This window comes from Roseovarius autotrophicus (assembly GCF_018069895.1).
Lineage (GTDB): Bacteria > Pseudomonadota > Alphaproteobacteria > Rhodobacterales > Rhodobacteraceae > Roseovarius > Roseovarius autotrophicus.
On sequence record NZ_JAGQDH010000020.1, the window covers coordinates 1 to 24,336 of the forward strand.

Annotated in this window: 33 protein-coding genes and 1 pseudogene; 9 read left to right on the forward strand and 25 right to left on the reverse strand. The window is 64.5% G+C overall.

Going from position 1 to position 24,336, the window contains the following annotated elements:
* The 13 genes and pseudogenes from KAK09_RS15170 to KAK09_RS15230 all read right to left on the reverse strand — a co-directional run.
* Positions 1-481, reverse strand: a pseudogene (locus KAK09_RS15170) (phage tail tape measure protein); the annotation flags it as partial.
* The gene (locus KAK09_RS15175; RefSeq protein ID WP_210879836.1) at positions 478-642 is read right to left on the reverse strand and encodes a DUF7697 family protein; all 165 of its coding nucleotides are present in this window, start codon (positions 640-642) and stop codon (positions 478-480) included. The gene KAK09_RS15175 and the pseudogene KAK09_RS15170, both read right to left, overlap by 4 nt.
* A 71-nt stretch (positions 643-713) precedes the next feature.
* Positions 714-1,151 carry a hypothetical protein gene (locus KAK09_RS15180; protein ID WP_210879787.1) on the reverse strand — a complete coding sequence of 146 codons (438 nt, stop codon included), beginning with the start codon at positions 1,149-1,151 and terminating at the stop codon, positions 714-716.
* A gap of 2 nt (positions 1,152-1,153) precedes the next feature.
* Entirely contained in the window at positions 1,154-2,095 is a 942-nt protein-coding gene (locus KAK09_RS15185; RefSeq protein WP_210879788.1) for a phage tail tube protein, read from the reverse strand.
* A 28-nt stretch (positions 2,096-2,123) separates the two neighbouring features.
* Positions 2,124-2,549 carry an acyl-CoA transferase gene (locus KAK09_RS15190; protein ID WP_210879789.1) on the reverse strand — a complete coding sequence of 142 codons (426 nt, stop codon included), beginning with the start codon at positions 2,547-2,549 and terminating at the stop codon, positions 2,124-2,126.
* Positions 2,550-2,699: 150 nt separating this feature from the next.
* Positions 2,700-4,016 carry an acetamidase/formamidase family protein gene (locus KAK09_RS15195; protein ID WP_210879790.1) on the reverse strand — a complete coding sequence of 439 codons (1,317 nt, stop codon included), beginning with the start codon at positions 4,014-4,016 and terminating at the stop codon, positions 2,700-2,702.
* A gap of 168 nt (positions 4,017-4,184) precedes the next feature.
* Complete coding sequence (locus tag KAK09_RS15200; protein WP_210879791.1) at positions 4,185-4,817, reverse strand: DUF6441 family protein; 633 nt, start codon at positions 4,815-4,817, stop codon at positions 4,185-4,187.
* Positions 4,818-4,822: 5 nt separating this feature from the next.
* On the reverse strand, positions 4,823-5,134 hold the full coding sequence (locus KAK09_RS15205; protein WP_210879792.1) for a head-tail joining protein: 312 nt from the start codon (positions 5,132-5,134) through the stop codon (positions 4,823-4,825).
* Complete coding sequence (locus KAK09_RS15210) at positions 5,134-6,138, reverse strand: major capsid protein (RefSeq protein ID WP_247651328.1); 1,005 nt, start codon at positions 6,136-6,138, stop codon at positions 5,134-5,136. The genes KAK09_RS15205 and KAK09_RS15210 overlap by 1 nt, the downstream gene beginning before the upstream one ends.
* A 56-nt stretch (positions 6,139-6,194) precedes the next feature.
* Entirely contained in the window at positions 6,195-6,566 is a 372-nt protein-coding gene (locus KAK09_RS15215; RefSeq protein WP_210879794.1) for a head decoration protein, read from the reverse strand.
* Positions 6,567-6,572: 6 nt separating this feature from the next.
* Positions 6,573-7,709, reverse strand: coding sequence for a head maturation protease, ClpP-related (locus KAK09_RS15220; protein WP_210879795.1), 1,137 nt, complete (start codon positions 7,707-7,709; stop codon positions 6,573-6,575).
* Positions 7,666-9,090 carry a phage portal protein gene (locus tag KAK09_RS15225; protein WP_247651325.1) on the reverse strand — a complete coding sequence of 475 codons (1,425 nt, stop codon included), beginning with the start codon at positions 9,088-9,090 and terminating at the stop codon, positions 7,666-7,668. Before KAK09_RS15225 ends, KAK09_RS15220 begins: the two co-directional genes overlap by 44 nt.
* Positions 9,091-9,167: 77 nt before the next feature.
* On the reverse strand, positions 9,168-9,383 hold the full coding sequence (locus KAK09_RS15230; RefSeq protein WP_210879796.1) for a phage head-tail joining protein: 216 nt from the start codon (positions 9,381-9,383) through the stop codon (positions 9,168-9,170).
* A 62-nt stretch (positions 9,384-9,445) separates the two neighbouring features.
* Between KAK09_RS15230 and KAK09_RS15235 the strand changes: the two genes are divergently transcribed.
* Entirely contained in the window at positions 9,446-10,339 is an 894-nt protein-coding gene (locus KAK09_RS15235; protein WP_210879834.1) for a DUF1186 domain-containing protein, read from the forward strand.
* Between the two features lie 39 nt (positions 10,340-10,378).
* On the opposite strand, the gene KAK09_RS15240 is transcribed toward KAK09_RS15235, so the two are convergent.
* The 3 genes from KAK09_RS15240 to KAK09_RS15250 form a co-directional block, all read right to left on the reverse strand.
* Positions 10,379-10,618, reverse strand: coding sequence for a CDGSH iron-sulfur domain-containing protein (locus KAK09_RS15240; RefSeq protein WP_210879797.1), 240 nt, complete (start codon positions 10,616-10,618; stop codon positions 10,379-10,381).
* Positions 10,619-10,717: 99 nt separating this feature from the next.
* The gene (locus tag KAK09_RS15245; protein WP_210879798.1) at positions 10,718-12,709 is read right to left on the reverse strand and encodes a phage terminase large subunit family protein; all 1,992 of its coding nucleotides are present in this window, start codon (positions 12,707-12,709) and stop codon (positions 10,718-10,720) included.
* Entirely contained in the window at positions 12,657-13,259 is a 603-nt protein-coding gene (locus tag KAK09_RS15250) for a hypothetical protein (RefSeq protein ID WP_210879799.1), read from the reverse strand. The genes KAK09_RS15245 and KAK09_RS15250 overlap by 53 nt, the downstream gene beginning before the upstream one ends.
* A 134-nt stretch (positions 13,260-13,393) precedes the next feature.
* Between KAK09_RS15250 and KAK09_RS15255 the strand changes: the two genes are divergently transcribed.
* The 8 genes from KAK09_RS15255 to KAK09_RS15290 all read left to right on the forward strand — a co-directional run bounded on the left by KAK09_RS15255 (position 13,394) and on the right by KAK09_RS15290 (position 16,333).
* Positions 13,394-13,606, forward strand: a complete 213-nt coding sequence (locus KAK09_RS15255; RefSeq protein WP_210879800.1) for a hypothetical protein — start codon at positions 13,394-13,396, stop codon at positions 13,604-13,606.
* A 45-nt stretch (positions 13,607-13,651) separates the two neighbouring features.
* The gene (locus KAK09_RS15260) at positions 13,652-13,861 is read left to right on the forward strand and encodes a DUF6900 domain-containing protein (RefSeq protein ID WP_210879801.1); all 210 of its coding nucleotides are present in this window, start codon (positions 13,652-13,654) and stop codon (positions 13,859-13,861) included.
* A 12-nt stretch (positions 13,862-13,873) separates the two neighbouring features.
* Positions 13,874-14,191, forward strand: a complete 318-nt coding sequence (locus tag KAK09_RS15265) for a hypothetical protein (RefSeq protein ID WP_247651326.1) — start codon at positions 13,874-13,876, stop codon at positions 14,189-14,191.
* Positions 14,184-14,549, forward strand: a complete 366-nt coding sequence (locus tag KAK09_RS15270) for a hypothetical protein (RefSeq protein ID WP_210879802.1) — start codon at positions 14,184-14,186, stop codon at positions 14,547-14,549. Before KAK09_RS15265 ends, KAK09_RS15270 begins: the two co-directional genes overlap by 8 nt.
* Before the next feature lie 103 nt (positions 14,550-14,652).
* Positions 14,653-15,054: a hypothetical protein gene (locus KAK09_RS15275; RefSeq protein WP_210879803.1), complete on the forward strand. Its 402-nt coding sequence runs from the start codon at positions 14,653-14,655 to the stop codon at positions 15,052-15,054.
* A gap of 95 nt (positions 15,055-15,149) precedes the next feature.
* Positions 15,150-15,674: a DUF3489 domain-containing protein gene (locus tag KAK09_RS15280; RefSeq protein WP_210879804.1), complete on the forward strand. Its 525-nt coding sequence runs from the start codon at positions 15,150-15,152 to the stop codon at positions 15,672-15,674.
* Positions 15,675-15,749: 75 nt separating this feature from the next.
* Positions 15,750-16,025, forward strand: coding sequence for a type II toxin-antitoxin system Phd/YefM family antitoxin (locus tag KAK09_RS15285; RefSeq protein WP_210879805.1), 276 nt, complete (start codon positions 15,750-15,752; stop codon positions 16,023-16,025).
* Positions 16,022-16,333: a type II toxin-antitoxin system RelE/ParE family toxin gene (locus KAK09_RS15290; protein WP_210879806.1), complete on the forward strand. Its 312-nt coding sequence runs from the start codon at positions 16,022-16,024 to the stop codon at positions 16,331-16,333. Before KAK09_RS15285 ends, KAK09_RS15290 begins: the two co-directional genes overlap by 4 nt.
* Here the strand turns inward: KAK09_RS15290 and KAK09_RS15295 are convergent.
* The 9 genes from KAK09_RS15295 to KAK09_RS15335 all read right to left on the reverse strand — a co-directional run bounded on the left by KAK09_RS15295 (position 16,269) and on the right by KAK09_RS15335 (position 24,216).
* A complete protein-coding gene (locus KAK09_RS15295) occupies positions 16,269-16,535 on the reverse strand; it encodes a DUF7220 family protein (RefSeq protein WP_210879807.1) in 267 nt (88 codons plus the stop codon). The genes KAK09_RS15290 and KAK09_RS15295 overlap by 65 nt on opposite strands.
* Positions 16,536-16,544: 9 nt before the next feature.
* A complete protein-coding gene (locus tag KAK09_RS15300) occupies positions 16,545-17,537 on the reverse strand; it encodes a DNA cytosine methyltransferase (protein WP_210879808.1) in 993 nt (330 codons plus the stop codon).
* Position 17,538: 1 nt separating this feature from the next.
* Positions 17,539-18,918, reverse strand: coding sequence for a site-specific DNA-methyltransferase (locus KAK09_RS15305; RefSeq protein WP_210879809.1), 1,380 nt, complete (start codon positions 18,916-18,918; stop codon positions 17,539-17,541).
* 420 nt (positions 18,919-19,338) lie between these two features.
* The gene (locus KAK09_RS15310) at positions 19,339-19,785 is read right to left on the reverse strand and encodes a DUF6362 family protein (RefSeq protein ID WP_210879810.1); all 447 of its coding nucleotides are present in this window, start codon (positions 19,783-19,785) and stop codon (positions 19,339-19,341) included.
* Complete coding sequence (locus tag KAK09_RS15315; protein ID WP_472908849.1) at positions 19,778-19,981, reverse strand: hypothetical protein; 204 nt, start codon at positions 19,979-19,981, stop codon at positions 19,778-19,780. Before KAK09_RS15315 ends, KAK09_RS15310 begins: the two co-directional genes overlap by 8 nt.
* Positions 19,978-20,514 (reverse strand): crossover junction endodeoxyribonuclease RuvC, encoded by a 537-nt coding sequence (locus tag KAK09_RS15320; RefSeq protein WP_210879811.1) that lies wholly within the window; start codon positions 20,512-20,514, stop codon positions 19,978-19,980. The genes KAK09_RS15315 and KAK09_RS15320 overlap by 4 nt, the downstream gene beginning before the upstream one ends.
* Before the next feature lie 362 nt (positions 20,515-20,876).
* Positions 20,877-23,252 (reverse strand): AAA family ATPase, encoded by a 2,376-nt coding sequence (locus KAK09_RS15325; protein WP_210879812.1) that lies wholly within the window; start codon positions 23,250-23,252, stop codon positions 20,877-20,879.
* The gene (locus KAK09_RS15330) at positions 23,249-24,016 is read right to left on the reverse strand and encodes a hypothetical protein (RefSeq protein ID WP_210879813.1); all 768 of its coding nucleotides are present in this window, start codon (positions 24,014-24,016) and stop codon (positions 23,249-23,251) included. Before KAK09_RS15330 ends, KAK09_RS15325 begins: the two co-directional genes overlap by 4 nt.
* Positions 24,016-24,216 (reverse strand): DUF6511 domain-containing protein, encoded by a 201-nt coding sequence (locus KAK09_RS15335; protein WP_210879814.1) that lies wholly within the window; start codon positions 24,214-24,216, stop codon positions 24,016-24,018. The genes KAK09_RS15330 and KAK09_RS15335 overlap by 1 nt, the downstream gene beginning before the upstream one ends.
* Positions 24,217-24,336 lie beyond the last annotated feature (120 nt).

Consider the following 24,336-nt stretch of genomic DNA (forward strand, 5'->3'; position numbering starts at 1 on the left):
TCAGCGCAATCCGCTGGTCGAGCGGCAGCGCCTGAAGCTCTGCGGCCGAGAGGCGCAGCCGGGTCAGCGCATCGACGGCGGGCCCCGTGCCAGCAGCGGCCTGGCTCAGCCGCCGGGTCAGCTGCATGGCGGCCTGTTCGACCTGTCCCATCGAGACGCCCGCCAGATCGCCCGCGCGCTCGAGGACCTGGATACTCTCGACCGTGGTGTTCAAGGAGGCCGCCAGCTTGGCCTGACCGTCGATGACCTGCAGGCCAGAGCGAATCATCGCAGTCGCCGCCGCCGCAATCGCCGCTGCGGCTGCGGCCATCGCCACCCGCGCGCGCCGGGCAAAGGCTGCCAGCCGCGCATTGGCGCCCTCCATCTCGCGCGACAGGCGCCCAAAGCCGCGGGCACCGGCCTCGCCGACGCCCTCAAGCTCCGCCTTCACCTGCCGCCCGCCGGTGGCAGAGAGGCGCACGCTGACGCGTTTTTCCGTCATGGCTCAGCCTCCCTGCTGCCGTCCATCTGGTCGTTGAGATGCCGTGCCATCACCGCCTCGATCACGGGCAGGAACTCGGCTGTGGCGCGGGCGTCCACGCCCAGCGCCTCGGCCATCGACAAGGCCGCGCTCATGTCCCAGCCCAGCACGACGCTGGGCACAGCGCGGATCTGTCCGTTCAGCCGCCCGGACAGGTCCCAGACCTGCCAGCCCTCGAGCGTGCGCGGCGCATTCAGGATTTGCGGGCAGTCTTTGCAGCTTTGCGTGCACGCTGCGCAGTAACCTTCGCCCCCGCCCCAGACCCAGTCTGCGAGGGCGCGGAGGCGTTTTTTTCCGCTTCCAGCTCCAGACCCTTGGCGACATAACCCATCTGGAACTTCTCGAAGATCGGCCAGATGTCGAGAAGGGCGGCGATCCCTTCCGGCGTTACCGACGTAGGGTTGCCGTCGGCATCTCCCACGCCCTCCCAATCGAGGATGGCGCGTTCAGCCAGCACCTTGCCAAATATGACGGCGATCTCGTCGTCGGTCGTGCCCTCGGGCAAACTGCGCACGCCGGGATCGCTGCGCGCGGCCACCATCAGCGCGGTCGTCAGCGGCTCGACGCGCACGCGCACGCCAAGGCCGAGATCGAGCCAGTACGGCTCGCGGGCGAGGTTCAGGCGCAACATGCTCAATAGTCCTCGATGCCGTTGATCAGGGTGACGGTGCACATGCGGCCCAACGCCGTGTCGCGTGCCGCTTGCCAGTCGAAGGTCGCCTGCACGCCCTGCGGCCCGGCAATCTCGATGCGCGGGCGAGGCAGATAGACGGCATGCGCCACCAGCGTGAGGCTCTCGCCCGAAGGCAGCGTGTAGCCAAAATTCATCTCGCAGGGATCGCCATTGATCGCCTGGGTCACCAGCACCTGATCGGCGAAGCGCACCTCGATCCGGCCGGTCAGCGCGGCGATGGAAGGGTCCGCGCCATCGATGCGCCCGTCCGAGCGGATGGTTTCCACCCGGTCGAGATTGTTGGCATAGGTGATCTCGGCCGAGACGATGTTACCCAGCGCCGTACCGTTGCGCGTGATCGCGCCGTTGAAATGGCCGAAGCGCTGCAGGGCGAGGTCGGCGAGTGTCCCGGCGGCCGAACTCGCCGCGGTGATTTCGCCCTGAGCCACCAGGCTGGCGGTCGCAGTCAGTAGTCCCGAGCGCTGCATTTGCCAAGAGAGTGTATCGAGCACGCAGCCGGAATACAGCGCAAAGCGCGGCACTTCCGGCATGCCGGTCTCGATGGCCATCGAGGGCAGGGTCCAGTTTCCCGAGCGGAACTCGTGCGTGTAGGGCGCATCCGCGCCAGTCGTGATCGGCTGCCCGAACGCCGCCTTCAGCCAGAAGCCGAAACCCTGCGCGTCGATGGGCACGACGACATTGCCATCGGCGGTCACCGCATCCTTGATCGGCGGCAGCGGATCGCGGCCATAGCCCAGAAGCTCGCTGTTCAGCAGCGGTTGCTCCGCCCCCAGCGTCGCACTGGCAAAGGGCATGCGGGTGAAGCCGCTCGCAGGCGGGGTTCCATAGGTGGTCTCGAACGCAAGCGCCATCTGCGCCCGCGCGCCTTGCGCACGTGCCATGGGGGTCTCCTCAGGATGTGGGGTGGGGTCAGGCCAAGGGATCGGCCGTGGAATAGTGCAGGACGATGGTGATCACGCCCGCTTTCAGGCTGGCCGCGCCCTCGACCGGCAGATCGACCGGGCGCGGGGCTTCGGCCTCGACCCAGTCGCATCGGCCGCCGAGCGTGCGGTCAGCGCCAATCACCGCGCCAATGCTGGCGCAGAGATCATCGAAGAGCGCGTCGCGACCATCGCTGGCCTGAACCAAGACCTCCAGCTCGGCGCGGTGCTGATAGTGGTAGGCCAGCGGCGACAAGGTCACCGCAGGATCCCCCGGATCGCCGTCGCGCAAGATAATCAACCCAGCAGCGGGGATGCGTTCAGGCAGTACCGCGCCGCGCAGCACCGGCACATGCAGTACCGTGCGCAACAGGTCCGCCATGGCGGTGAGGATGGTTTCTCGAGGGGTGGGCATGCAGACCAGACAAATATTTCTGCCGTCGCCATTGTCGGCGGCAATAGAGTGAATTCAAGCAGAAAGGCTGGGTTTCGATGGAGTAGCATGCGCCCATCGTATGATCGGGGCGCATGCTCGGACAGTCTTATGGATTGCCCCTTGCGGTGCTCAGAGACCGTATTGCTCGCGTGCGTATTCGCCAAGGCCGACTGCGTCCAGACGTGACAGCGGCGCAAGGAACGTTACCTGGATCACACCTGGTGCGCGCCCGATTTCGATGGCGCCGTTCACAGTTGCACGGTTGCGCACTTCCGCCACGGTCATGCCAAGCAGTTTCGCCGCCCTGTCGAGGCCGTTGTCAATTGCGGCGTTCAGGTTCGCTGCCGTTCCGATCACGCTGATCGGGGCGAGGTCATCAATTTCCGACACCCCCCATTTTTCTGCCAGACGCTTGCCCTTGGCTTTCTCGGCGGCGCTGAAGGGGCGCGCCAAGGGAGGCAAGTCCTCCTCCAGTGGAAACAGCACAGGGCCGTCGATCGGGTAATCTTTCACCACCTCGACCTGAAGGGTCACGCTACCTGCAACATCCATCGTATGCCCTGCAATTTCACCATCCCCCTGGCCAGCATGCATGTCGCCCATATAAACACCCGCTCCCTTGACCTTGACCGGACAGACAAGGATCGCACCGGCGCGCACGGCGTCAATATCCATGTGCCCGTCGGTCTTGTGTTCTGCCAGCTGCTCGGCGGTGATCGCATAGGCATGCGGAGCGCCAACCAGGAACGCGCCGAAATCCCCGGCATTATGACTGTCAGGCATCGCGATCGACGGACAGGTTCCAAGCTGCCCGAGGAACGGCCGCATCCGCACCAATGTGCCGGGCATATCCGAGGGCGCGAACGTCAGAATCGAGTGCTGTCGACTCCCATCTGGAAGTGCAGCAAAGTGGTCGGCTTCATGTGCTATTCGCTCTGCTGCCTCCTTGGGCAGTGTAAGACCGACAGTGCGCGTGTCGTCGAATGTGACCGTGTAGCCATGAACGATTTCAAAAGGTTTGACCGCATTCCCGCAGCTGTCGCATTTCACGGCATCCTGTCCGATCCCTTCGATATGGGTTTCGGGCCAAAGCGTATCGCAGACCGGGCAGCGTGCTGCAACATAGGGGTCGCCAAGGCAGAAACCTTCGGGTGAACTGTCATGCCCCGATGCTGTGGCAATGGAAGTGACGGTGATGTCCCGAATTCGGATCGCAACCGCGTCGCCGATCTCGGCGCTATCCACAAAAACCGGCTTCGTCACCTCATGCCCGCCGCGCAGGCGGGGTGTGATCATAGGTCCCCAGCAACCCGGCGCGGTATTGGAGATGATCGTGCCGCCGTTTTCGACTGGCCCCAACATTGGTGCCGTGGGATCAAGAAGGCTATTGGTGAATTCTGAAACGACGACACTGCGGCGTGGCGCCATGATGGATCCGTCTGGCATGGATACCTCCCGATAGTTTGAACGAAGCTGATGACCACCTCTCGACCCTATCTGGCCCAATCGTTTTTGCAAGAGCCGGTGACAGGATGACGCTGGATGGGCCAGTCGTTGATCAGTTCGATCCGGATGATCATCATCGCTTGCAGTTTTGATGCGTCATGCTTCGGATCAAACTACCCTGCTTGAGACCCACGTGGCGACAATCGCGCCTGGCAGCGCATCCTGCGCCCGCTCGGCATCCCGCGCGAGATCCAGCCGCTTGCGCAGCTTGACCTGCGGCACCAGCAGGAAGATCGGCACCGTGGTCACTCCGCGACCCGTCCTCGATCTGCTCGCCACGGCCCGCCCGCGAGCATTCAGCCTCCCTTCGGCGACCAGCAGGCTGGGGCCCGCCGGGCGATAGACAAAGCGCAGGCGCAGCCCCGCGCGGCGTTCCCATTCGCCGGGGGTGATTTTGCCGCCGCGCAACCCGCGTCCGGCGGCGGGCGTAGGGATCGCCAGCCAGAATCCGTCTTTCGAGCGGATCAGCGGTCCGGTGTCATGCGCGCCGATGATGACCGGGGCCTTCGACCAGACGACAGCTGCCGCGCTGAGGCTGGGTCTGCTTTTCGGGAACCGCTCGGAGCGGATGGTGTTGGCCAGGCGCTGACCGAGGCCTGCGCCGGTGATCTGCGCGCGCCAGGCGGACTTGAGGCTGTTGCCTGCCTCGCGCGTGGCAGTGGAAACTGCGCGTTCGCCCGCCTTGATTTCGGCAGCCATCATTGCGACCAGATCGGGGGTGATATCGAGTTTCAGCTGCATGGTGATCAAGCCGGGCGCAGATCGACGGTCCAGATGAGCCGCTCGCGGTCGCGCACTGGCTCGCCCTGAATGATGAAGGCCTCGTCCTCGATCTCGATGCGGTCGCCGGGGCGCGGGGCTGGCACTTCCGCCACACGCAGATCAACGCGCGTGGTCTCCGACCAGAGCCGGGCATCGCCGAAGCTGGTGACGTCATCCGCGCGGCGCGCAACCACGCGGATAAGTTGGGGTGCGCCGCCTTCAGCAATATAGACGGCATCGCGCGCGATGTTGCCGTCCAGAAACAGCGCATCCAGCGCCAAGCCGACGGCGCTCATCACGTCCGCCGCGCGCTGCGCAGCACCTGCGGGCGGGTGCAGATCGGCAGCGGGTTGCTCTCGATCTCAAGCCGCACCCATTCATCGCGGTCGCGATCGGGGATCATGCGTGCATAAAGCGGCAGGCCGACAGTATTGACCGTCTCGAAGGTATCGGCAGGCGCGTAGTAGATCTCGAACAGCCCCTCGACGCCTTCAGGGTAGAAATACGCCTTGTCGGTCGGCACGCCAAATCCCAGCCCGCCCCGATAGCGACGGAAGGTGATGCCGCCAAAACTGACCTCCTCGCCCACGCGGCCGCGAAGATCGGCGGCGGCGGCGGTGTTGAGATAGGTCTCACGCACCTCCTTATGCGCCACCAGATCGGCGAAAAAGGCCGAACCGCATTCGGCGCGCAACTGCACCTGCCCGGCGGCGAGCCCGCCCAGCGTATCCTCGACGCTTTCGATCATCGCCTGGCAGCGCTTGCGCAAAGCGCCCGAACCCGGTGTGGCATTGTCGAGATCGAAGTCGACCTCAGCGGCCGGGGTGATATTGAACTCGGTGTAGTAGTTGATCACCGTAGCCCCGTCGCGCGGATCCTTCACCACGCCCTGGATCCCGTTGAAGAGGTGGAACTCGAAAGTAGCCTCTGCATCATTGCGCAGCCGCCCGAGCTTGCGCGCGACCTCGGTCTGCACCTGCTGCACGGCGGTTTCCGAGCCGAAGTCGCGGATGCCCTGGATTTCTGAGGCCCAAAGCACGTCCTGCTTCTTGAACTGGCGCACGACAAAGGCGCGCATGTCGCGCCGCTCGGGGATCTGGGACTCGTAAGCCGAGCCGCGTTCCGAGAACGGAATGAGCTGCAGCGTACCGTCGCGGCTCTCAATCATCACGGTGCGCGTGCGCACGCCACGGCTGCCAAATAACCCCGCGCCGGACAGGATCGCGGGCTTGAAGGGAATGTTTTCGAGTGCGCGGGTCAGCTCGATAATGGAGAAGGCGTCGCCTTCAAAGATGTCCATGGTGGCCACGGCGTGCCTCCTTCTGATCTGTAATTGATGGGGAATTGCGCCTTGGCTCAGCGCAGGATGATGCCGAGTGCAGCAAGCGCCGTGGTGGCGGTGGTGATCTGGGCCTCGGTGGCACCATCGGGAAAGCTGATCTCGTGGCGGTTGACGATAGCTGGACCGCGTAGCAGCACCACAGCAGGTGCATCAGCATCAGTGGCATCGGCCTGGCCCCAGAGGATTCCGGCTACATTCTGGCTGCCGTTGGTGGCACCCGGCGTCAGCACGGTGAACTTGCCGCCGGTGGTGATCTTGCCCAGCACAGTGCCGGGCGCGAGCTTGCCTGCGCCCGACGCAATGGTGACAGTTTCGCGGGTATAATCCCGCAGGACTTCCCAGATCAGGAAGCCGCCCGCGTGTTTGCCTTCTGTGAGCGTGGTCATTGTGGTTTATCCTTTTTGGCGGAAAGTGCGGGCGATGACATCGCCCCAAGGGCGCGTGTTGGAACTGCGCCCGGGTTGTGGATGATGCGGGTTGATCTGCGGCTCGGTCTCGGCCTTGGCGGCCAGAAGCTGCGCGCGGACCGCATCCAGACCGGCGTCTTCTTCCAAAAACCGCCCTGCCATCTGCGGCTGGCCCGCGAGACGGCACAGGTCGATCACGGCGCGAGCATGGGCAATCACCTCGGCGCGGATGGCGCTGGCGCCGGGTGCTGCGTTGGTGGCTGCAACGCAGCTCTCCGCCCCGCTCGATAGGGTGTTCCCGTCTGCAACACCCTCGCTCTGCCCATTTGAACGCGACGGATCGTCGTTTGCATCCACTTGATCAACGTTCCCGGCGGGAACCTTGCCCGCAGGATCGGGTGCGGTCGCTGGATCACCACCCGCAGCCACTTCGTTCCCTTCTGGAACGATGTCGTCTCCAGTGGCCGCACTTTCTGCATTAACCAGCTCCGCCAGCGAAGGCGGGGCATTGCGGAACCGCGCGATATCAAAACTGGCCGCAATCCGCACCGGCTCTGCCAGACGTGTGGCAAGCCCCAAATCCAGTGCATCTGTCGCGTCGAACCAGGTCTCAGACGCCATAAGCGCGGCGATCTCCTCCTCGGGCTTGCCCGATCTGGCCGCATAGCCGCGCGTCATGCTGGCCGCGATCTTGTCCAGCGTTCCTGCCATGTCGCGCATATCGGTGGCAGTACCCATGACGATGCCAGAGGGGTCATGGATCATCAGGAAGGCATTTTCTGGCATGACGATCTCGTCGCCCGCCATGGCAATGTAGCTTGCCGCCGAGGCCGCGATGCCATCGACCCAAACCGTGATCGTGCCTGCGTGCCGCGTCAGTGCGTTATAAATTGCGACCGCATCAAAGACCGAGCCGCCGGGGCTGTTGAGACGAAGATCAATCGGCGCGTCATCCGGCAGCCCGCTCAGCTCTGCCAGAAACCCCTTGGCCGAAACGCCGTAGGCGCCGATTTCGTCATAGATCAGCACTTCCGCCCCGCTGGCGCGGGCGCGGATCGTGTACCAACTCTTCATGGTGTTACTCCTGTTCGGATTGGTCGTCGGACCCATCATCTGCGGCATCCGGTTCCGGCTTGCGGGCGGGCGTCGCGCGGGCACCCTGCGTCTCTCCGGGGCTGGTTCTGTACACGAGCCCCAACTGCTTGGTGCGTGCGGCATCGGCTGCGTTCTCGCGGTCGACCTCTTCGACATCATAGCCCGTGGCCTCGACCACCTTGCGCCGAGAGGTGATGCCCGCTTCCATCGCCAGCACCTGCGCCTGGATATCCTTCAATGGGTCGACCCAGTCCCAGCGCGGCGGAATCCATTGCACCATCCGCGCGCTCGCGGGATCGGACAGGTCCAGCCTGCCTGCCAGTTGCGCGGTCTCCAGCCAGCGCGCCCAGATCGGGCGGCAGAGCTGATGGGCGATCACCCCGTGCTGCAGCTGCTGCACGCGGCGGCGGAACTCGACCAGCTCTGCGCGCAGGCTCGAATAGTTGGCCTGCCGCACATCGCCGGTCACCAAATGATACGGCAGCCCCAGCGAGGCCGAGACCGCCAGCAGCGTGCGGTACTGGAACGCTTCATAGCCACCGCCGACATCGGCGGGGCTGGAGAACTTCACATCCTCCCCTGGCAGCAGCACCTGCATGGTGCCAGGCTCAAGGCTGGCGATGGCCGCCCCGTCGAGATCGGCGGCACCTTCGCCCATCATCGGATCTTCCGGCGCAGTCTTGGTGATGAAGCCCACAAACATCGCGGCGGTCTTTTTGCGATCGAGTTCCGCATCATCATACTGGTCCAGTAGAAACAGCCGCACCATGGCCGGTGCCACATGCGGCAGCCCCCTGATCTGGCCTGCGTCTAGCGGGCGATAGATATGGAGCACATCTTCGGCTGGTACGCGCACCGTCTCCGGCACAGCGACCCGCAGATCAGTGCTGTCGCCGGGATGGCTGCGGCGGAAATGATAGGCGACGCGCCGCCCGATCAGGTCGAATTCAATCCCGCAGCGGATGCGGTTGCCGTTGGCGGCTGTTTCGGTCTTCTCGAAGGGCAGCATCTCCGATTGCAGCAGCTGCATCTGCAGCGGCACCAAGAGCCCATCTTCCGCCCGGCGTGGCCGCAGCCGCACAAAACACTCGCCTGCGACAAACATCTCCCGTGCCACCATGGCCTGCAGGCCGTAGAAATCGGTCAGCCCGTCGGCGTCCGCCTCATCTGTCCAAGCCAGCCAAAGCCGTTGGACCTGATCGCGCAATCCTGCATCCTCAATCAACGACGACGGCTTGATGCCGTCGCCCACCATGTTGGACGCGAAGGCCTCGCAAGCATTGGCCGCATAGCCATTGGTGACCACCAGTTCGCGGGCGCGGGCCAGCAGACGCGGGCCGCCCGAGGCGACCAGCGCGTTGATGTTCTCCAATGGCGGGTTCCAGCCACGCAGCCGGCGTTTTGACATCGCCCCTTCCAGACGCGCGCGAACGGCTGCCGGGCCGCCCGGCTGAGGGCGGCGAAACCTGTCGAACAGCCCCATGTTTACAGCCCCTTGGTCGTGGTGATGCGCACTTGCCGCACGATCCGCCGCCCCTCGAGCACAGCGATTTCGCGATCCAGCGCCTCGAGCGCGCGGTCGATCTCCGCCACAGATCGGTAGTCGACCGTCTTGCCATCATAGCTTACGCGGGCCACGCCGGAGGCACGCTGCGCCGAGAGCGCGTCGCGGCGGGCGCGAAGGTCAAAGATTGTCGGCATGTGAGTTGACCTGCTTGGGCAAAAAGGGTCTTTCATTCCCATTGAACCGGAAGAGAGAATCCATGACCCCAGACGTGATTATGCGCGAACTCGCGCGGCATGATATTTTCCCGAAGGACGCCATGGCCGCTGCCACCGTGCAAAGCGACGTGATGGCACCGGCTTTCATCGCGCTGCTGGACCGGATCAGTCGGCAACGATCCGGTGCCATGTCCGATGACGATCTGATGGCCTTGATCCCGGCCACCTATCTGCTTGCGCAATGGCGCGAGACACGCGCTTATCGCCCGCTGTTGCGTTTGCTGCGCCGCTCGACACGGACGCTTGATTTGACGCTGGGCGATGCGGTCACCGAAAGCGTGTTTCGCATGGTCGCGGGCACTTTCGATGGCGACCTCGATCCGCTGTTCGAGTCAATCATGGACCTGCGCGCCGATGATTTCGCGCGCGGCTCGATGATGTGCTCCCTTGTTGTGATCGCTCAATTGCACCCGACGCTGCGGCCCGAGATCGAGAGCTTCATCCGCAGCTTCCTCACCCGTCAGCCCAAGGCCCCGGAAGACCTCTTGATCAGCTGGGCAGATGTTGTCGCTGACCTTGGGCTGGAGGATATGACTGAAACCGTGCGGGCGGTCTTTGATAAAGGGCTGATCCCAAAGGATTACTGCGACTTTTCGCATTTTCTTGGCGATCTGGAGGCCACACGCGCGGAAGGGGGCATGCCCGCCAGCCCCCGCTATCGCCATGGCTTGATCGAAGACGCCATCGAGGAGCTGTCGCGCTGGTACTGCTACAGCGATGCCTATTTCGAGAAGCAGAAAGCCCTGAAGGAAAACCCTGATCCGCGCGTGATCCCCATGGCCAATTTCGTGCGCAACCTCGCGCCGACTGCGGGGCGCAATGATCCTTGCCCCTGCGGGAGCGGCAAGAAGTTCAAGAAATGCTGCTTGCAGTGACGTTGCACGGTATGATCGGCAGAGTGAAAGCGGGGATGCTCACAGCTTTGAATGCGTGCCGTCGCAGAGCGGTGCGTTGGCGGTATTCTTGCACCCGCAAAAGAACACGCGGCCTGTCTTCTCGGCTGTGTATCTCACAGGCGTGAACTCGGTGCCCTTATGGCTACCATCGCAGAAAGGCTGCTTGCTGCTCTTGCCGCAGGCACACCAGAAATAATTCTTGGCCTCTTCAACCTCCACGGCGAACGGGGCTTTCTGTGCGATGATTGGCTCTGACATGCGGTTCCTCTGGGTTACATTGCTTCACGAAAGACATAGGAAACATCAGCCGCACGGCAATGGCTCTCTCCCCCTCCTTGCGCGATTCCGGAGAGCTCATCAACTCATGTAGCTCGACCGCACTGTTCGCCGCCGTGCGGATGGGCGCGCTGACGTCGCCGCACCCGACGCTGAGTCGAGCGCGGATGTGCCGGTTTCCACCGCCAACTGCCGCGCCAACTCTGCCCACCGCGCGTCCGACCAGCGGTCCGCACCCGCAATCCACGCAGCAGCGCGGGCGTAGACCCGGCAATCCAGCGCCTCGTTGCGCTCGCGCAGTTTCTGCCATTCGAGCTTCGAGAAGCCGCGCTTGCTCTTGACGGTTATCAGCTGTTCCGCCGTCAACTGTTTCAGCCATTCCCCGTCGGCCCATGTCGGCAGATGCACCGTTCCCGCCGGGAACGAGGCACCGGCAGCGATTTCTTCCGGCGTTGGCCGGTCCTGGCGCAGGAAGCGATAGGTCTCGGCCTTGAAAGTCGAGGTTGCCACCGACCAGAGCCGCGCACCGCGCCGCAGCCGCTTGCCACCGATGGTGGCATCGACATAGGTCGGGCCCGTCACCGGGCTGGACCGGTTGAACCCTTCCAGACCCTTGACCGGAGCCACTTGCGCAAAGCCCACTTGCCGCGCCCATGCGTAGACGGCGCTGGTTTCATAGCCGGTGTCGATGGCAAGCCGCGCGATGGTCAGATGCTGGCTGCTTTCATGCTGCCATGTCCGTCCCAGCAGATCGGTCAGTGTTTGCCAGCAGTCTGGATCGGCTGGGCCGCCTTCGATGACGATATGGTCGATCAGCCAGCTTTCCAGACCCTTGCCCCACGCCCAGATATCTACCTCGATCCGGTCCTTCTGCACATCGGCACCAGCCGTCAGAAACAACCCACCCGCGGGGACTGTGCCGGGTTTCCATGTCTCCCGCCGCTCGGCCAGCCGCTGCCAGTCCGGGGCTTCACCGGTCTCAAACCATGTCTCGCCCAGAATGGTATTGCGAAACGCGCGCATGGCCTCGTCATTGCCCTGTGCCGCCTCCCAGGCGCGGGCAATCCGACCCCAACTGAGCCAGCCGATGGGCGAATAAAGTGCCGAGAGATGGTAGCCGACCGTGTGCGGGTCCGCCGATGTTGCTGTTGCCCGCCATTTGCCATTGGCAAGCATCTGCGTCTTGTGGTGTTCCGCGATGGGTTTCTCACAGCCCTCGCAGTGGTATTCCGCCGTCTCTGGCTGGCCCTTGTCCCAGCGCAGGCGCTCGAACCGCAGCCATTGGCGATGCCCGCAATGCGGACAGGGTACGACATAGCGCCGCTGGTCGCTGGCCTCAAATTCCCGCTCGATCCGGCTCAGCCCCCGGATGGTGGGCGTCGAGATCAACAGCGACTTGCGCCGATGCGCGAAGGTCAGTGACCGCGCCTCTGCCAGCGAAACCGGATCGCCTTCCTCGTCGGCTGAGGCCGGATAGGCATCGACCTCATCGAGAAACAGATACCGCGCCGGCGTCGAGCGCAGGCCCACGGCCGAGTTGGCCCCCGTCATGATCAGGATGCCGCCTGCGAATTCCTTTGACAGCATCGTGTTGCCCGCATCGCGTGAGCGCGCAGGTTTGATCCGTTCGCGCAGCTCCGGGCTTTCCTCGATCAGCGGGTCGATCCGCTGGCGTGAGTTGCGCTTCGCGAGTTCCACCGTCGGCTGAACCGCCAGCATCGGCCCTGGTGCGTGGTGCATCACGAACCCGATGAAACAGTTTCCCGCTTCTGTCGCGCCCACCTGAGCTGCCTTCATGAACACGACCCGCTGCACCGGGCTCGCGGGCGAGAGCGCATCCATGATCTCGCGCATATAGGGCGTGCGCGCCGTGCGATACCGCCCCGGTTCCGCCGAGGCCCGCGACGACAGCCAGCGATGCCGGTCCGCCCATTCCGACACCGTCAGGTCCGGATCAGGCCGGATCCCGCGCGACCAGGCGCGCAGCAGGTCCTGCGCGCCGTCGAAAGCAAGGACATTCTCATCCAAGGCCGCTACGGATATCGGCAAGGCTGTCGAGTTGGGCGCGGACATGGGCTTCCAAGACTTTCTGCATCAACGCCGCCTCCACTGTGACCTCCTCTCCCAGAGCCGCCGCCAATTCCGAGGCCATCAGCGCGGCCACCCGCGCGGGCCATGTCACCCAGGCATCGCGTTCCTCGCGCGCAAGGCGAAACATCAGGGTTTCGGCGCGCGCCCGGTCGACCAGCTCGCCTTTCAGCCTTGAGAGCCGGATGCGGCGTTCTTGCGCTTTCAGCACCTCATTGGCGGTCTTGGCCTGCAGGAAGGTCGTGCCACCGCTGGTGACAGGGGCGGCGAGTCCTTCTTCGCGCAGGGTCTCGCCCACCGACGCAACGGCCGCTTCGGGGACGGGTTTCAGCTTCGCCTTGGGTGCTCGAGTTGCGTTAGGCGCTGCGCGTGATTTCGACGGATCGGTCATCGTCGCGCGGCGCTGATCGGACGCCTCGGCGTCGATGCTGCCGTCCGCGTACAGGACAAGCCGGCCAGCTTCCTTGGCCTTCTGGATCGCCCCGCGCGACAGGCCCACGCGGGCGGCATACTGGCGTTCGCTCAGGCCCTGCATGGCATGTTCCGGCACCTGCTATAGCAATGATATTGCTTCGATTTCAGTTGATTACACTCCGCACCGGAGCGATTCTGTGGATGAAGGAAACGGGTGCATCGCACCGCCCCAAACCACCGCAAGGAGCACTGACAATGACCATCGCAATTCCCTCCGACACGACGCGCATCTTCATAGACCGCAGCCGTTTTGTGCAGGCCATGAGCACCGCCGCGCTGCAGGGTCACCTCAACGACATCAACCTGAATGCCGAGGTCTTCGAGATGGCTGGCCGGGTGGGCATCGACTGCCTGACGATCGAGCTGGCCGATGTTGTCCCGGTCCTGAAACAGCACGGGCTCATCTGAGCCCGCGCCGCCAACACAGACCCTGACCCATCTGGAGGAACGACCATGCCGCGCCGCAAGCCCACTGACCCCAACGCCGCCCGCGACGCCCTGCTGATGAAAATCGCCGAGCGGCACCTGTTCCTTGAAACCCTCAAGACCCGGAACTCCGACAGTCTCGATTTCCACGAAACTGCTGTCTGGGCGATCCGATCCGCGCTGGAGGCTGCCTTTGAAGCGGGCCGCCGCACGGGCCATATCGATGCCCAATCCTGAAAGGACCGGCCCATGAGCACACGCGCACAGATCGCCATCCAGCTCGGGCCCGAGGAATGGGCGCACACCTATGTGCATTATGACGGTTACCCCTCGCACATGCTGCCTGCGCTGGCACCGTGGACGCCAGAGGACATTCTCGCCGCCATTGAGATCCGGCAGGTCCGTCCGATGAGATCGAAGCTTTCGACAATCCCCGCGACCCGATCCTCCTGCCGCACCCGACGCGCCAGTTCTGTCATCTTTACCTCTGGATTGCTGGTGCATGGGTCGAGGCCAATCCCGATGCCGAGTGATCCTCCAAAGCTGAAAGGTTGCTGCCATGCCTGATCTGTCCCTCAACTGCCTGTCCGAAGGTGAAACCCTCGAGGATGTCGTGCGCCGCAACTGCGCCATCGGCTTCGATCTGCGCTTCTGCCGCAGTATGGCCGTGTCGGAGCATGACCGCGACACCATCACATGTGATCCACCCGAGGCCGAGTTTGCCACGCTCTATGCGCTGACTGATCTGGGCGAGGCCATCGCGATCCATGATGCCAGCCTGACCAGCGCGGGGGCCGACGAGGTCGCAACCGTCGCCCGCGCGCTGTTTGTCGCGATCGTCAACGCTCGCCGTGATCCGCCTGACGCCGCCCAGCGGCACGAGGCCGAACAGGCCGCGCTGATCGATCCGGACCGGATCGAATGATCAGATAGCAACTTTATGGCTCTGATTTACCTACACTTTCCAGCACGCTCGAACGATTCTGATTACGCAAAGACGATGCAACCCAGCCCACGGAGCCCCTGCCATGACCACGCCTGCCATCCTGCCCAGCCGCAACCCCGATCACGGATTTTTCGGCACCCTGACCACCTGCCCGGAACGCGACCGCCGCAGCGTGGAGGTCTGGGTACTGGCCTCGACCCTGATCGCCAAGACCATCCGCGCCACCACCGAGGAAGAGATGATCGGCATCCGCGACTTTCTCGACAGCCGCATGGGTCGCCATTTCGCCGATGATGTCGTGGGCAACATGGTGGGCTGCAAGATCGACAGCGAGACAGCGATCAGATCCGCGATCCGCACATGGCAGGACTGGCGCATCTCGCGCCAGCTTGAGCGTGACGAGGGCATCCCCGAAGGCCTGCCATATCTGACCGGCTGGGCGCAGCATTTCGCCATCGCCGCAAGCATGGCGGCAAGCGACTGATCCCACACTGCCCGGTCAGGACGGCCCGCCTGATGGCGGGCTTCACCCGGTAGAAGCCTGCGCATGTCGTGCAGACCAAAACCGGAGACGATCCCATGACCCAGATCCAGCTATCCGACGCCCAAGCCGTCATTCTGTCCGCCGCCTGTGCGCGCGAGGACGGGATGGTGTTTCCCGTCACCGCCAGTCTGAAGGGCGGTGCGGTCGGCAACGTGTGCAAGAGCCTCCTCAAACGAGGGCTGATCGAGGAAGTGCCCTCGACCGACCACGACACTGTCTGGCGCCATGACGATGTGCGCGGGCCCATCACCCTGCGCGCGACGGCGCGGGCCTACAGCTCCCTCGGGATCGCGGACGATCCGGAGGAGCAGCTGGACGGGCAGCACGACGCCGCCACCGCGGCTGCACCCGCCCGCCGCCGCAGCGGCACCAAGCAGGAGGCGGTGATCGCCATGCTCCGCCGCGCAGAAGGCGCAACTATCGATGAAATCGCTGCAGCGACACAGTGGGCGCCGCACACAGCGAGGGGATTTCTCTCCGGCGCGCTGAAGAAAAAACTCGGACTCGCCATCACGTCCGAGAGGGTTGAGGCGCGCGGGCGAGTCTATGCCTTGAAGTAGGCGCAGAATACCTCGACGCGCATCGAAAACAGCGCTATACTCGCACCTAATTAGATGCGCTTCGGGAGGCCCACCATGAACATCACCAAGGACATCAGCCCGTTGACCGAGTTCAAGCGGGACTCGGCGCGCATGATCGCGCAGATCAAGGAGACCGGTCGGCCGCAGATCCTCACCGTAAATGGCAAGCCCTCGGTCGTCGTGATGGACGCCGCCGCATGGCAGGAGATGCAGGACCAGCTCGACTATGCCGAAACCGTCGCCGGAATCCGCAAGGGTCTGACGCAGGCCTGTGCGGGTGAAGGTGTCGAGGCGGGCCAGTTCTTCGATGGCCTCGCCCAGACCAGATGACCACATCTCTGCCGGTGATCATCACGCCGAACGCGGCGGATGATCTGACAGCGTCATGGAACTACCTGCAGGATCGCAACCCAAGGGCAGCGGATGAATGGCTGGCTGGCATCCGCGATACCATCCTTGCCCTTGGCACGATGCCCGAGGCGAATCCCATTGCCCCGGAATCGCGTGATTTCGACTTGGCCGTCCGCCGCGCGCTTTACGGCAAGGCGACGCGCTGGCGCATCTACTACACCGTCATCGACGGGGCGGTTCAGGTTCTGCATGTCCGCCACGGTCGCCGGAACGATTGGCAACCCTGATCCGTTCGAACAGTCGCCGCAAGGCGAAGGATCTGATGATGCTGATCCCTGTGAACAGCGCGCCCATCTTCAGGTTCTGAGCCAGCGTCGCGTGCAGCCCGAAGACCGGGAAGATCAGGACCTGCGTGACGACCGCGACGCCGTAGCCGACGATCACGTTGGTGACGGATTCGACCAGCGACATGAGGCGGGATTGCTTCATGTCGCCCCCTCAACCATCCGCCAGCAGCTCAACTGCCAGAGTTCGCAGCGCATGCGCTGCAACCAGCGGGACCACTCCATTGCCACAGAGGCGAAGCCGGTCCACCCGGTGGGCCAGCCCATCAGCGCCTCGACGAACAGCGGGTTCAAGGTCCGGCGCGCATCGCAGGTATCGCTTCCAGCCATCGGCGTCACGAGGACCTGGCGGCCAAGCAGGCCGTTCACCGGCGTGTTCGCCAGTGTCGTCGCCCCATCCTTGTGATCGCGTGCCGTCGGGGTCATCCACATCCCCGCCGAATGAGTCAAGTCGGCCGTCTTGCGGTTGCCCGCGCTCGGTTTGCATCCGTCGTTGGCCATCGGCGTCGGCCACAGTCGCAGCAGCTCCGTCCGGTTGCCGCCACTCGACCGGGTCCCAGAGCAGGCGCGCGGGGTCGGCCAGTTCGTCCCCTTCACGGATGGCGAGGATGAACAGCCGCTCGCGCTTGTGCGGCGCGCCGACTTCCGCCGCCGTGAAGAGGCCAGCCGCAAGCTTGTAGCCCATGCCGACCAGTCCTGCAGCGACGTCGGGGAAGCCGAGGCGGAGATGATGGGCGACATTCTCGAGGAACACGAAGGGCGGCGCGACCTCGCCGATGATCCGAGCGACATGCGGCCAGAGGTGGCGCGGGTCGTCCGCGCCCCTGCGCTTGCCCGCGACGGAGAACGGCTGGCACGGATAGCCCGCAGTGACGATATCCACCGCGCCGCGCCACGGGCGGCCGTCGAAGGTTCCAATATCGTCCCAGACAGGTGCGCGATCCAGGGACGCGTCTTCCATCCGCGCCACGAGAGTGGCTGCGGCGTAGGTTTCCCGTTCGACATGGCCCACAGCACGATAGCCGGGGATGGCGAGGACGAGCCCGAGGTCGAGCCCGCCCGCGCCGGAACAGAGGGAGAGGCCGAAGAGGCATGCGTCTGCGGCTCCGGAAGCGCGTCCGGAGGAAGGTAAAGCCAGGTCATGCATGTCACGCGGAGGTCTTGCGCTTTCGCGCGGGTTCGGGGGCGGAGTCCGTTGCCGGGGGATCGACCGGGGGTGCGGCGTCGTCGCCCAGCCGCTCGGTTCTCACCTGCGCGAAGGTCCGGCCATCGCCGTCGAGGATCGCTTCACGCCCTGTGTCCGCCTGCCAGCGTTCGACAGCCACGTCGATGTAGGCCGGGCTGATCTCCATCGCGAAGACGCGGCGGCCGTTGGCCTCGCCCGCCATGATCTGCGAGCCGGAGCCGCAGAACGGCTCGTAACAGAGCCCGCCGCGCGCCACATGCTGGCGCATCGGGATCCCGAAAGCGTCGAGCGGTTTCGGGGTCGGGTGGTCGGGGCGCTCGTCCTTGGCGAAGCTGGGCAGCGCCCATGTCGAAGGCAGCGTTTCCTCGGCCACCTTCGGCGGGCGGTTCGGGCGGCGCCAGCCCATGAAGCAGGGCTCGTGTTTCCAGAGGTAGTGCGACCGGGTCAGAACACCGCGGTCCTTCACCCAGATGATCTGCTGATGCACGAACGCCCCGGCTTTTTCCCAGCAGGCTTCCAGCATTGCCTGGCGGCGGGAGGCGTGCCAGCAATACCACGCTGCATCGTCAGTAATGGCCTCGGCGACGGCCGCCGCGATGAAGCCGTCATAGAGTTCCGCCCCCTGGCTGCTGTCGTCCCAGGTCACGCCGTAGGATTGCGACCAATCTTTGTTCCGCGTCGGGTGGTTCGAGCCGTCGTAATCGACAAGATACGGCGGGTCGGTTGCAAACAGGATCGCCCGCTCTCCATTCATCAGGCGACGCACATGATCATGGTTCGTGCTGTCGCCGCACAGCAGCCGATGGTCACCGAGAATCCACAGGTCGCCCGTGCGAGAGGCGGGATTGCGCGGCGGCTCGGGAATAACCACTGGCGGCACGGTGCCATCAGCGCCAACACCATCTTTACCTTCGCCCTCTGGCACATAGGCCAGCAGCTTGTCCAACTCGCCGTCGGAGAAGCCGACCAGCGACAGGTCAAAATCTTCGGCCAGCAACGCGTTCAGTTCCGCCGACAGCAGCGCCTCATCCCAGGTCCCGAGCTCGGTCAATTTATTGTCAGCCAGCCGATAGGCCCGACGCTGCGCCTCGGTGAGATGCCCCAGCACGATCACCGGCGCTTCCGTCAGCCCGAGCTGCGTGGCGGCCAGCACCCGGCCATGGCCCGCGATCAGCTCGCCGTCCTCCGCGACGAGGCAGGGAACGGTCCAGCCGAACTCCGCCATGCTGGCGGCAAGTTTGGCGACCTGGTCCGCGCCGTGCATCTTGGCGTTTTTGGCATAAGGCTGCAGGCGCGCAAGCGGCCATTGCTCGATCCGCTCAGGGGCGAAGGCGAGGGTCATGTCGGATATCCTGTTCGATTGGTTGCTGCGACACCGGGTGGACTCCGCCAGCGTGGGGTCCAGTGGCTTCTGCAGATGGACTCCGGGGTCCAGCAGGTATCCACCTGCGGAGTCCAGTCAGGCCTTTGATTTTACGTCGTTTTCAGACGATATGGGGTGGATTCCGAGCGGGGGTGGACTCCCAAAAAAAACGCCCTGACGCTAGCGAAATTGCGCGCTCAGCCCCCCAGCATACGAATGTCGCCAGGAAGGAACCAAGAACTCAATGGGTTAGCCCATCGGACCCCGGCTGGACCCCTCGCTGGACCCCGGAAGCCAGCGGCGCGGCGTCTGCCTGCGCGCTCCTCTCCCGAGCATATTCGTTTTCTAACGGCCTCGTCGAAATGTGTAAGGCCCTGCGATGTACACCCGAAAATTTCCTCAGAGGACGATTTTTCTTGACAGCCGATTGGCGTTTTCGATGACGAACTGCTGCGAGCGACGGGGCGACGGCACGCGACCGCTCAGCCGCCAGGTGATCACAGCAAGGCCGTATTGCCAGCGCTTGGTCGCGGCCGTGCGTGACAGACCGAACTGCCAGCAGATCGGCTTCCACGCCATGCCGTCTGCGCGGGCCCAGACAAGGCGCCCATCCTCTGGCTCGAGCCAGCGCAGCCAAAGCATCGCTTCCTCCGCCTGCGTGATCTGTCGCGGGCTGGGCCTCGGGCGACGCATCTGCGGCTCCTGACCGACCCTGTCGGCGAAGCTGTGGAAATACTCCGGCCAGGCGTTGAAGAAGCCCTGCGGCATCACGCCCGGCATCTGCCGCATCACGCCGGCCGCAAGTTCCAGCCGGTCCTGCACCTGCGCCGTGGTCCACTCACCCATGACGCGCCTCCCGTTCCCGCTTGCCGTAGAGCCGCTCGCCGAGCTGTCGCACCAGTTCGCGCTCGGGCCAGGTCAGACGGTCGTCGTCGATGGCGACGGCGAACAGGCCCTGCTCCTTCCAGCCATCGCGCTTGACCTCGTCAGGGTTGCGGCGGTGACCGCCATAGCCCTTGGGCGTGAATCGCATGCCGCTCATTGCACACCTCCCCGGGTCTCCAACGCCCAGAGCAGGATCGCGATGGCATCGGCCTCATTGTCATCAACTGGGCTGAACCCGCGCGCCCGGGCGGCGGCGATCATGGCGTCCTTGTTGGCGTTGCCCTTGCCGGTGGCGTGGCGCTTAATCGTACCGACTGGCACGCCCTCGTATGGCACGCCGCGCAGCTCGGCCCATGCCGTCAGCGTGGCCATCAGACCGCCATAGACGTGGGCCGCATCCGTGCCCGCGTGGCGACGGACCTCTTCGAACCAGATGGCAGCGATAGGCCCGGACAACCGCTTCAACTCGCCCAGCCAATTCGTGAAGCGCAGGTATCGCATCCCACCGCCATCGAACCGTCCATTGCGGAACGATGCTGTGCCGCTGGTGATCAGCCCGTCGGAGCCATGCAGCGCCCAGCCCGTGGTTGTGCCAAGATCGAGCGCCAGCAATGTGCGCTGGCCGGTAAACGCGGGCGGCACATTTCGGACGGCGTTCTGATTGGGGTTGGTCATGGTCTGGTCCGCCATGGGCTTTCTCCTTTTGTGATTGGCTGCTCGAGGGGTGGAACGGGTCAGACTGCGACCCGAGAAATTGCCCAGGGGTAGGTGGTGGCTCTCCCCGCCTGTAGCGGGGAGGACACCTACCCCTTTAGGGGGGACTTTTCCGAAATCTGAAATCTGGCGTAGGCCACTGATTTTATTGGCCAAATCCAGATTGCGGAGCAGATTTCGGAAACGCCCTTCCGAAATCTGGAAAGGACCTCCCAAGCCCCTGAAACAAAATGGAAAAAGCCAGATTCCAGATTTCGCCAGGATTTCAGATTTTGCAAAATCTGGCCAGATTTCGGACTTTGAACCGCAGATTTTGGAAGGAAAAACGGCCTGTTTCATCATGCGTCATCCACCTCCCGATAGACCCAGACGGAGGGGTTTTCGACGGGCAGGACGGCACCGGTCTGTGGACATTTGTAGTGGCTGGGCAGGACGTCGATCAGCTCCGGCGTGACCTCTCCGGTGTCGGGTTCTACCCGCTCCCGGTTGGTCGCAAGGCGCATGGTTTCCACGCAGAGATAGCCGTATTTGCTCCGCTCGGTCGCCAGATCCAGCGCTGTCGCAGCGGCCCCGCGGACGAACTTCACATACCCTTTGGTGGTCAGCACGTTCAGCCGTTCGCGGATGATCGATTGCCCGCCAAGACCCCCTGTGTTCTCGAAGGTCTCAGCGAAATGGGTCATCGTGTACATCCGACCCTGAAGGGCCTCTTCATAAAGCAGGCCGCAGATCACCTCGCCCTTGCGATCCCGCTCCGCATCGTGCTTCGCGCCGACGTCCTGGCGCACCAGACGCTCGTTCATCGGGTTGATCTCGACCCATTGGCCGCCGACCTTGTCGATCACCTTTGGCGACAGCGCGGGGCCGTTGCGCAGCTCGATCTCCAGCTTGCGCTCTGACGCATCCTCGTCCGGCCGGTGAAGGATCAGGCCGGAGGTGTAGAACCCACGCAGCGCGCTGGCGCCCGAAAGCGCGAGGAACGGATCCTCCTTCACCTGGTGCTTGCTGAGCTTCTTGGTGTGGTGGATCAGGATGACCCCGCAGTCCGGGTCGATGTGGTCGCGCAGAACCTCGACCCGCTCCTTGAGGAAGAACATCATGGCGGTGTTGTCGTTCTCGCCACCGCCATCGGGTCCGCCATCGAAGAGGTTCCGGATCGGATCGACGCAGAGGATGTCGGGCGGCGCATCCGGGAATGCCGTCCGGATCGCACGGGCAACCCGCACGCTGCCCTCGTTGTCGAGCAGCATTTTCAGCTTGGGTGTGGCGACGAAGGTGTCGCGCGCGGCGGCCAGCACGTCGGGCGGCAGGGCGATCTGCTTCAGCCGCTCGCGCAGATAGTGATACTGGATCTCGGCCTGCAGGTAGAAGATCCGCAGCGGCCGTGGCGGCGTGAAGCCGAGGAAGGGCACACCGGCGGCCATGTGGACAAGCCAGGAGATCAGCAGGTCGCTCTTGCCGACCTTGGGCGCACCGCCCAGCACCAGCAGTCCGCCCGGCGTCAGCACCCGGGGCGCGATGATGTCCTCCGGCATCGGGCTCTGATCGTCCAGCAGCGCGCCCAACGTGAAGGCGGGCATCTCGACCGGTCCCGGTGCGCCGGAGTCCAGCCGGATCAGCGGCGGGCCGTATTTCTCGACATGCCGTTCCCAAAGCCGCTCGGACTCGCGCTTGAGCCGTTCGACCGGCCACTGGGGCCGCAGCATCGCGGCGTTGTAGCCGCAGATGCCGATCCAGCCCTCGTCCTTTGTCATCCGGCCCTCGTGGACCATGCGGATGAAATGCCCGATCGCGGCCGACGCACCCTCGAAGCGGGACCAGTCGTCCTGCGCCCCCTCCCGCACCGGCGTGACCAGCACCTCGTCCATGGCGGGCTTGTCGGGATGGGTGAACGCGGGCTGCAGGGACACAACCGGCGCCGGCGGCATGTCGGTCACGGCTTCGATGAACTCGGCCAGATCGCGTTCGCGGTCGGCGTTCAGTTCGACGATGCGCACCTGCGTCTTGAGGTTGTTCTTGTAGTAGACCGAGCCCGCCACCCGGATCGGCTGATGCGCCGAGCGGAAATGCATGTCGCCGCCGACCTTTGCTGCGATGTCGCCGCGCAGACGGCAGACGCGCGCTATATCGTCACCCTCGGCGGGTTCGGTCAGCGCCCACCAGACGTGGCACTTGCGCTGCCCCTCGGACGTCACGCCGCCGCTTTCCACCACCATGCTGGCTGCGCCGAGGTGGCGCTCGAGGTGCGCGCGCTTGGCGGCGATGTCACCGGTGTCGAGATCGACCACCACGGTCTGCATCTGCAGAATATCGGTGGCCTTGGCCTGGCCGGGCGCGGCGACGGTGCCGGGGATCACATAGACTGCCGCCCCCTCGCGCGAGGCCCATGCCGCGAAGGTCGCCATCTTTTCGGGGGCGGCCTGATCGGCTTCCAGCCAGATGTTGTGCGGGCGGCCATCGATGCCCTGACCCTTGTCGATGAAGCTGCGGACAGGGACCAGACCGTCGCAATACCCGAAGACGACCTGCATGAATTGCGCGATCTGCGCAGGGTCGGGCTCGTCGCCGAAGACGTCGATCTGCGGCGCGGCATCGTTGAAGTCGCGCCATGGGTTGAAATGGACGATGTTTTCCTTGGGCTCGTCGGGCGTGGTGTCGTCGCGCATGGCTGGCTCCTGGTCGGGATCGGATGGCTCGGTGGGCTCGTCGGTCATGCAGCCAGGCTCCAGCACCGCTCGGCATGAGCGCAGAACCGGCATTCGAAGAAGTCGCGGCTTGTGGCGATGCGGGGCAGCAGCTCGCCGGCGTCGGTGGCCTGCAGGATCCGCACCGCGCGGTCGGACATGCGCTGCGCCAGATCGGCATCGAAGGGCACCTGCTCGTGGTGCAGTTCGGCCGTATCCTTGTTGATCGCCGTGAACAGCGCCGGGGCTGCGGAAATGCCCGGCACCGAAGGCTCCATGTAAGCCTGATAGATCGCGATCTGGGCGGCATAGATGGGCTTGGAGACGGCGACCCCGTCCTTGACGCAGGCCCGCCAGTTCTTCGCGTTCATCGTCTTGCATTCCCAGAGCGCCGGGGTGCGCAGACCGAGTGCGGCCGGGGCTGCGGCCACGATCCCGTCGACATGGCCACGGATGCGGCCGCCCGCGACGGAGAATCCGAACTGATCCCCATCGGGCCGATTGCCCTTGCGGGTATAGAGGTCGAGCCCCGCCGCCCGCAGCCAGCGGATCGCCAGATCCTCAAGCTGATGGCCGATGGCGAAGATGCGCAGCGTCTGGCCGCTGAAATCCGCGCCCTCATCCTTGGGCGCGCCTGCGAACTCGAACTGCAGCGCGCGTTCGCAAGCATGCCCCAGGCGGGACGCGCCGAGATAGGTCCGGGGCGGCGTGGCCTCCCGCTCGGCGATCAGCGCGGCGTCGACCAGCGCGTTGATCCGCTCGGCCATGGAGGGGCGCGTGTTGAAATCCAGCATCAGAAAGGGATCTCCGCCTCGGCGGCGATCTCCGCCATCTCGGCGCGGAACGCCTCGACGGTCAGGACGATCAGCCGGTGCATGTCGTTCTGGGTCAGCTGGCCCAGCGGCCGGTCCCAGCCGATGCGCTCCATCTCGGGCGCAAGCGCGCGCATCACGGCGGGCAGCGCCATGGTTTCCTCTTCGGTGAAATCGACCATTCTCAGTCCTCTTTTCGCTTTGCGGGTGAAGGCCGTCTGGCAGCCCATGGAGCAGAACCAGCGGCGGGTGCGGGTTGGGCGCGGTCGGTGCGGATCGAACCAGCCAAAGCCGCGCGCACG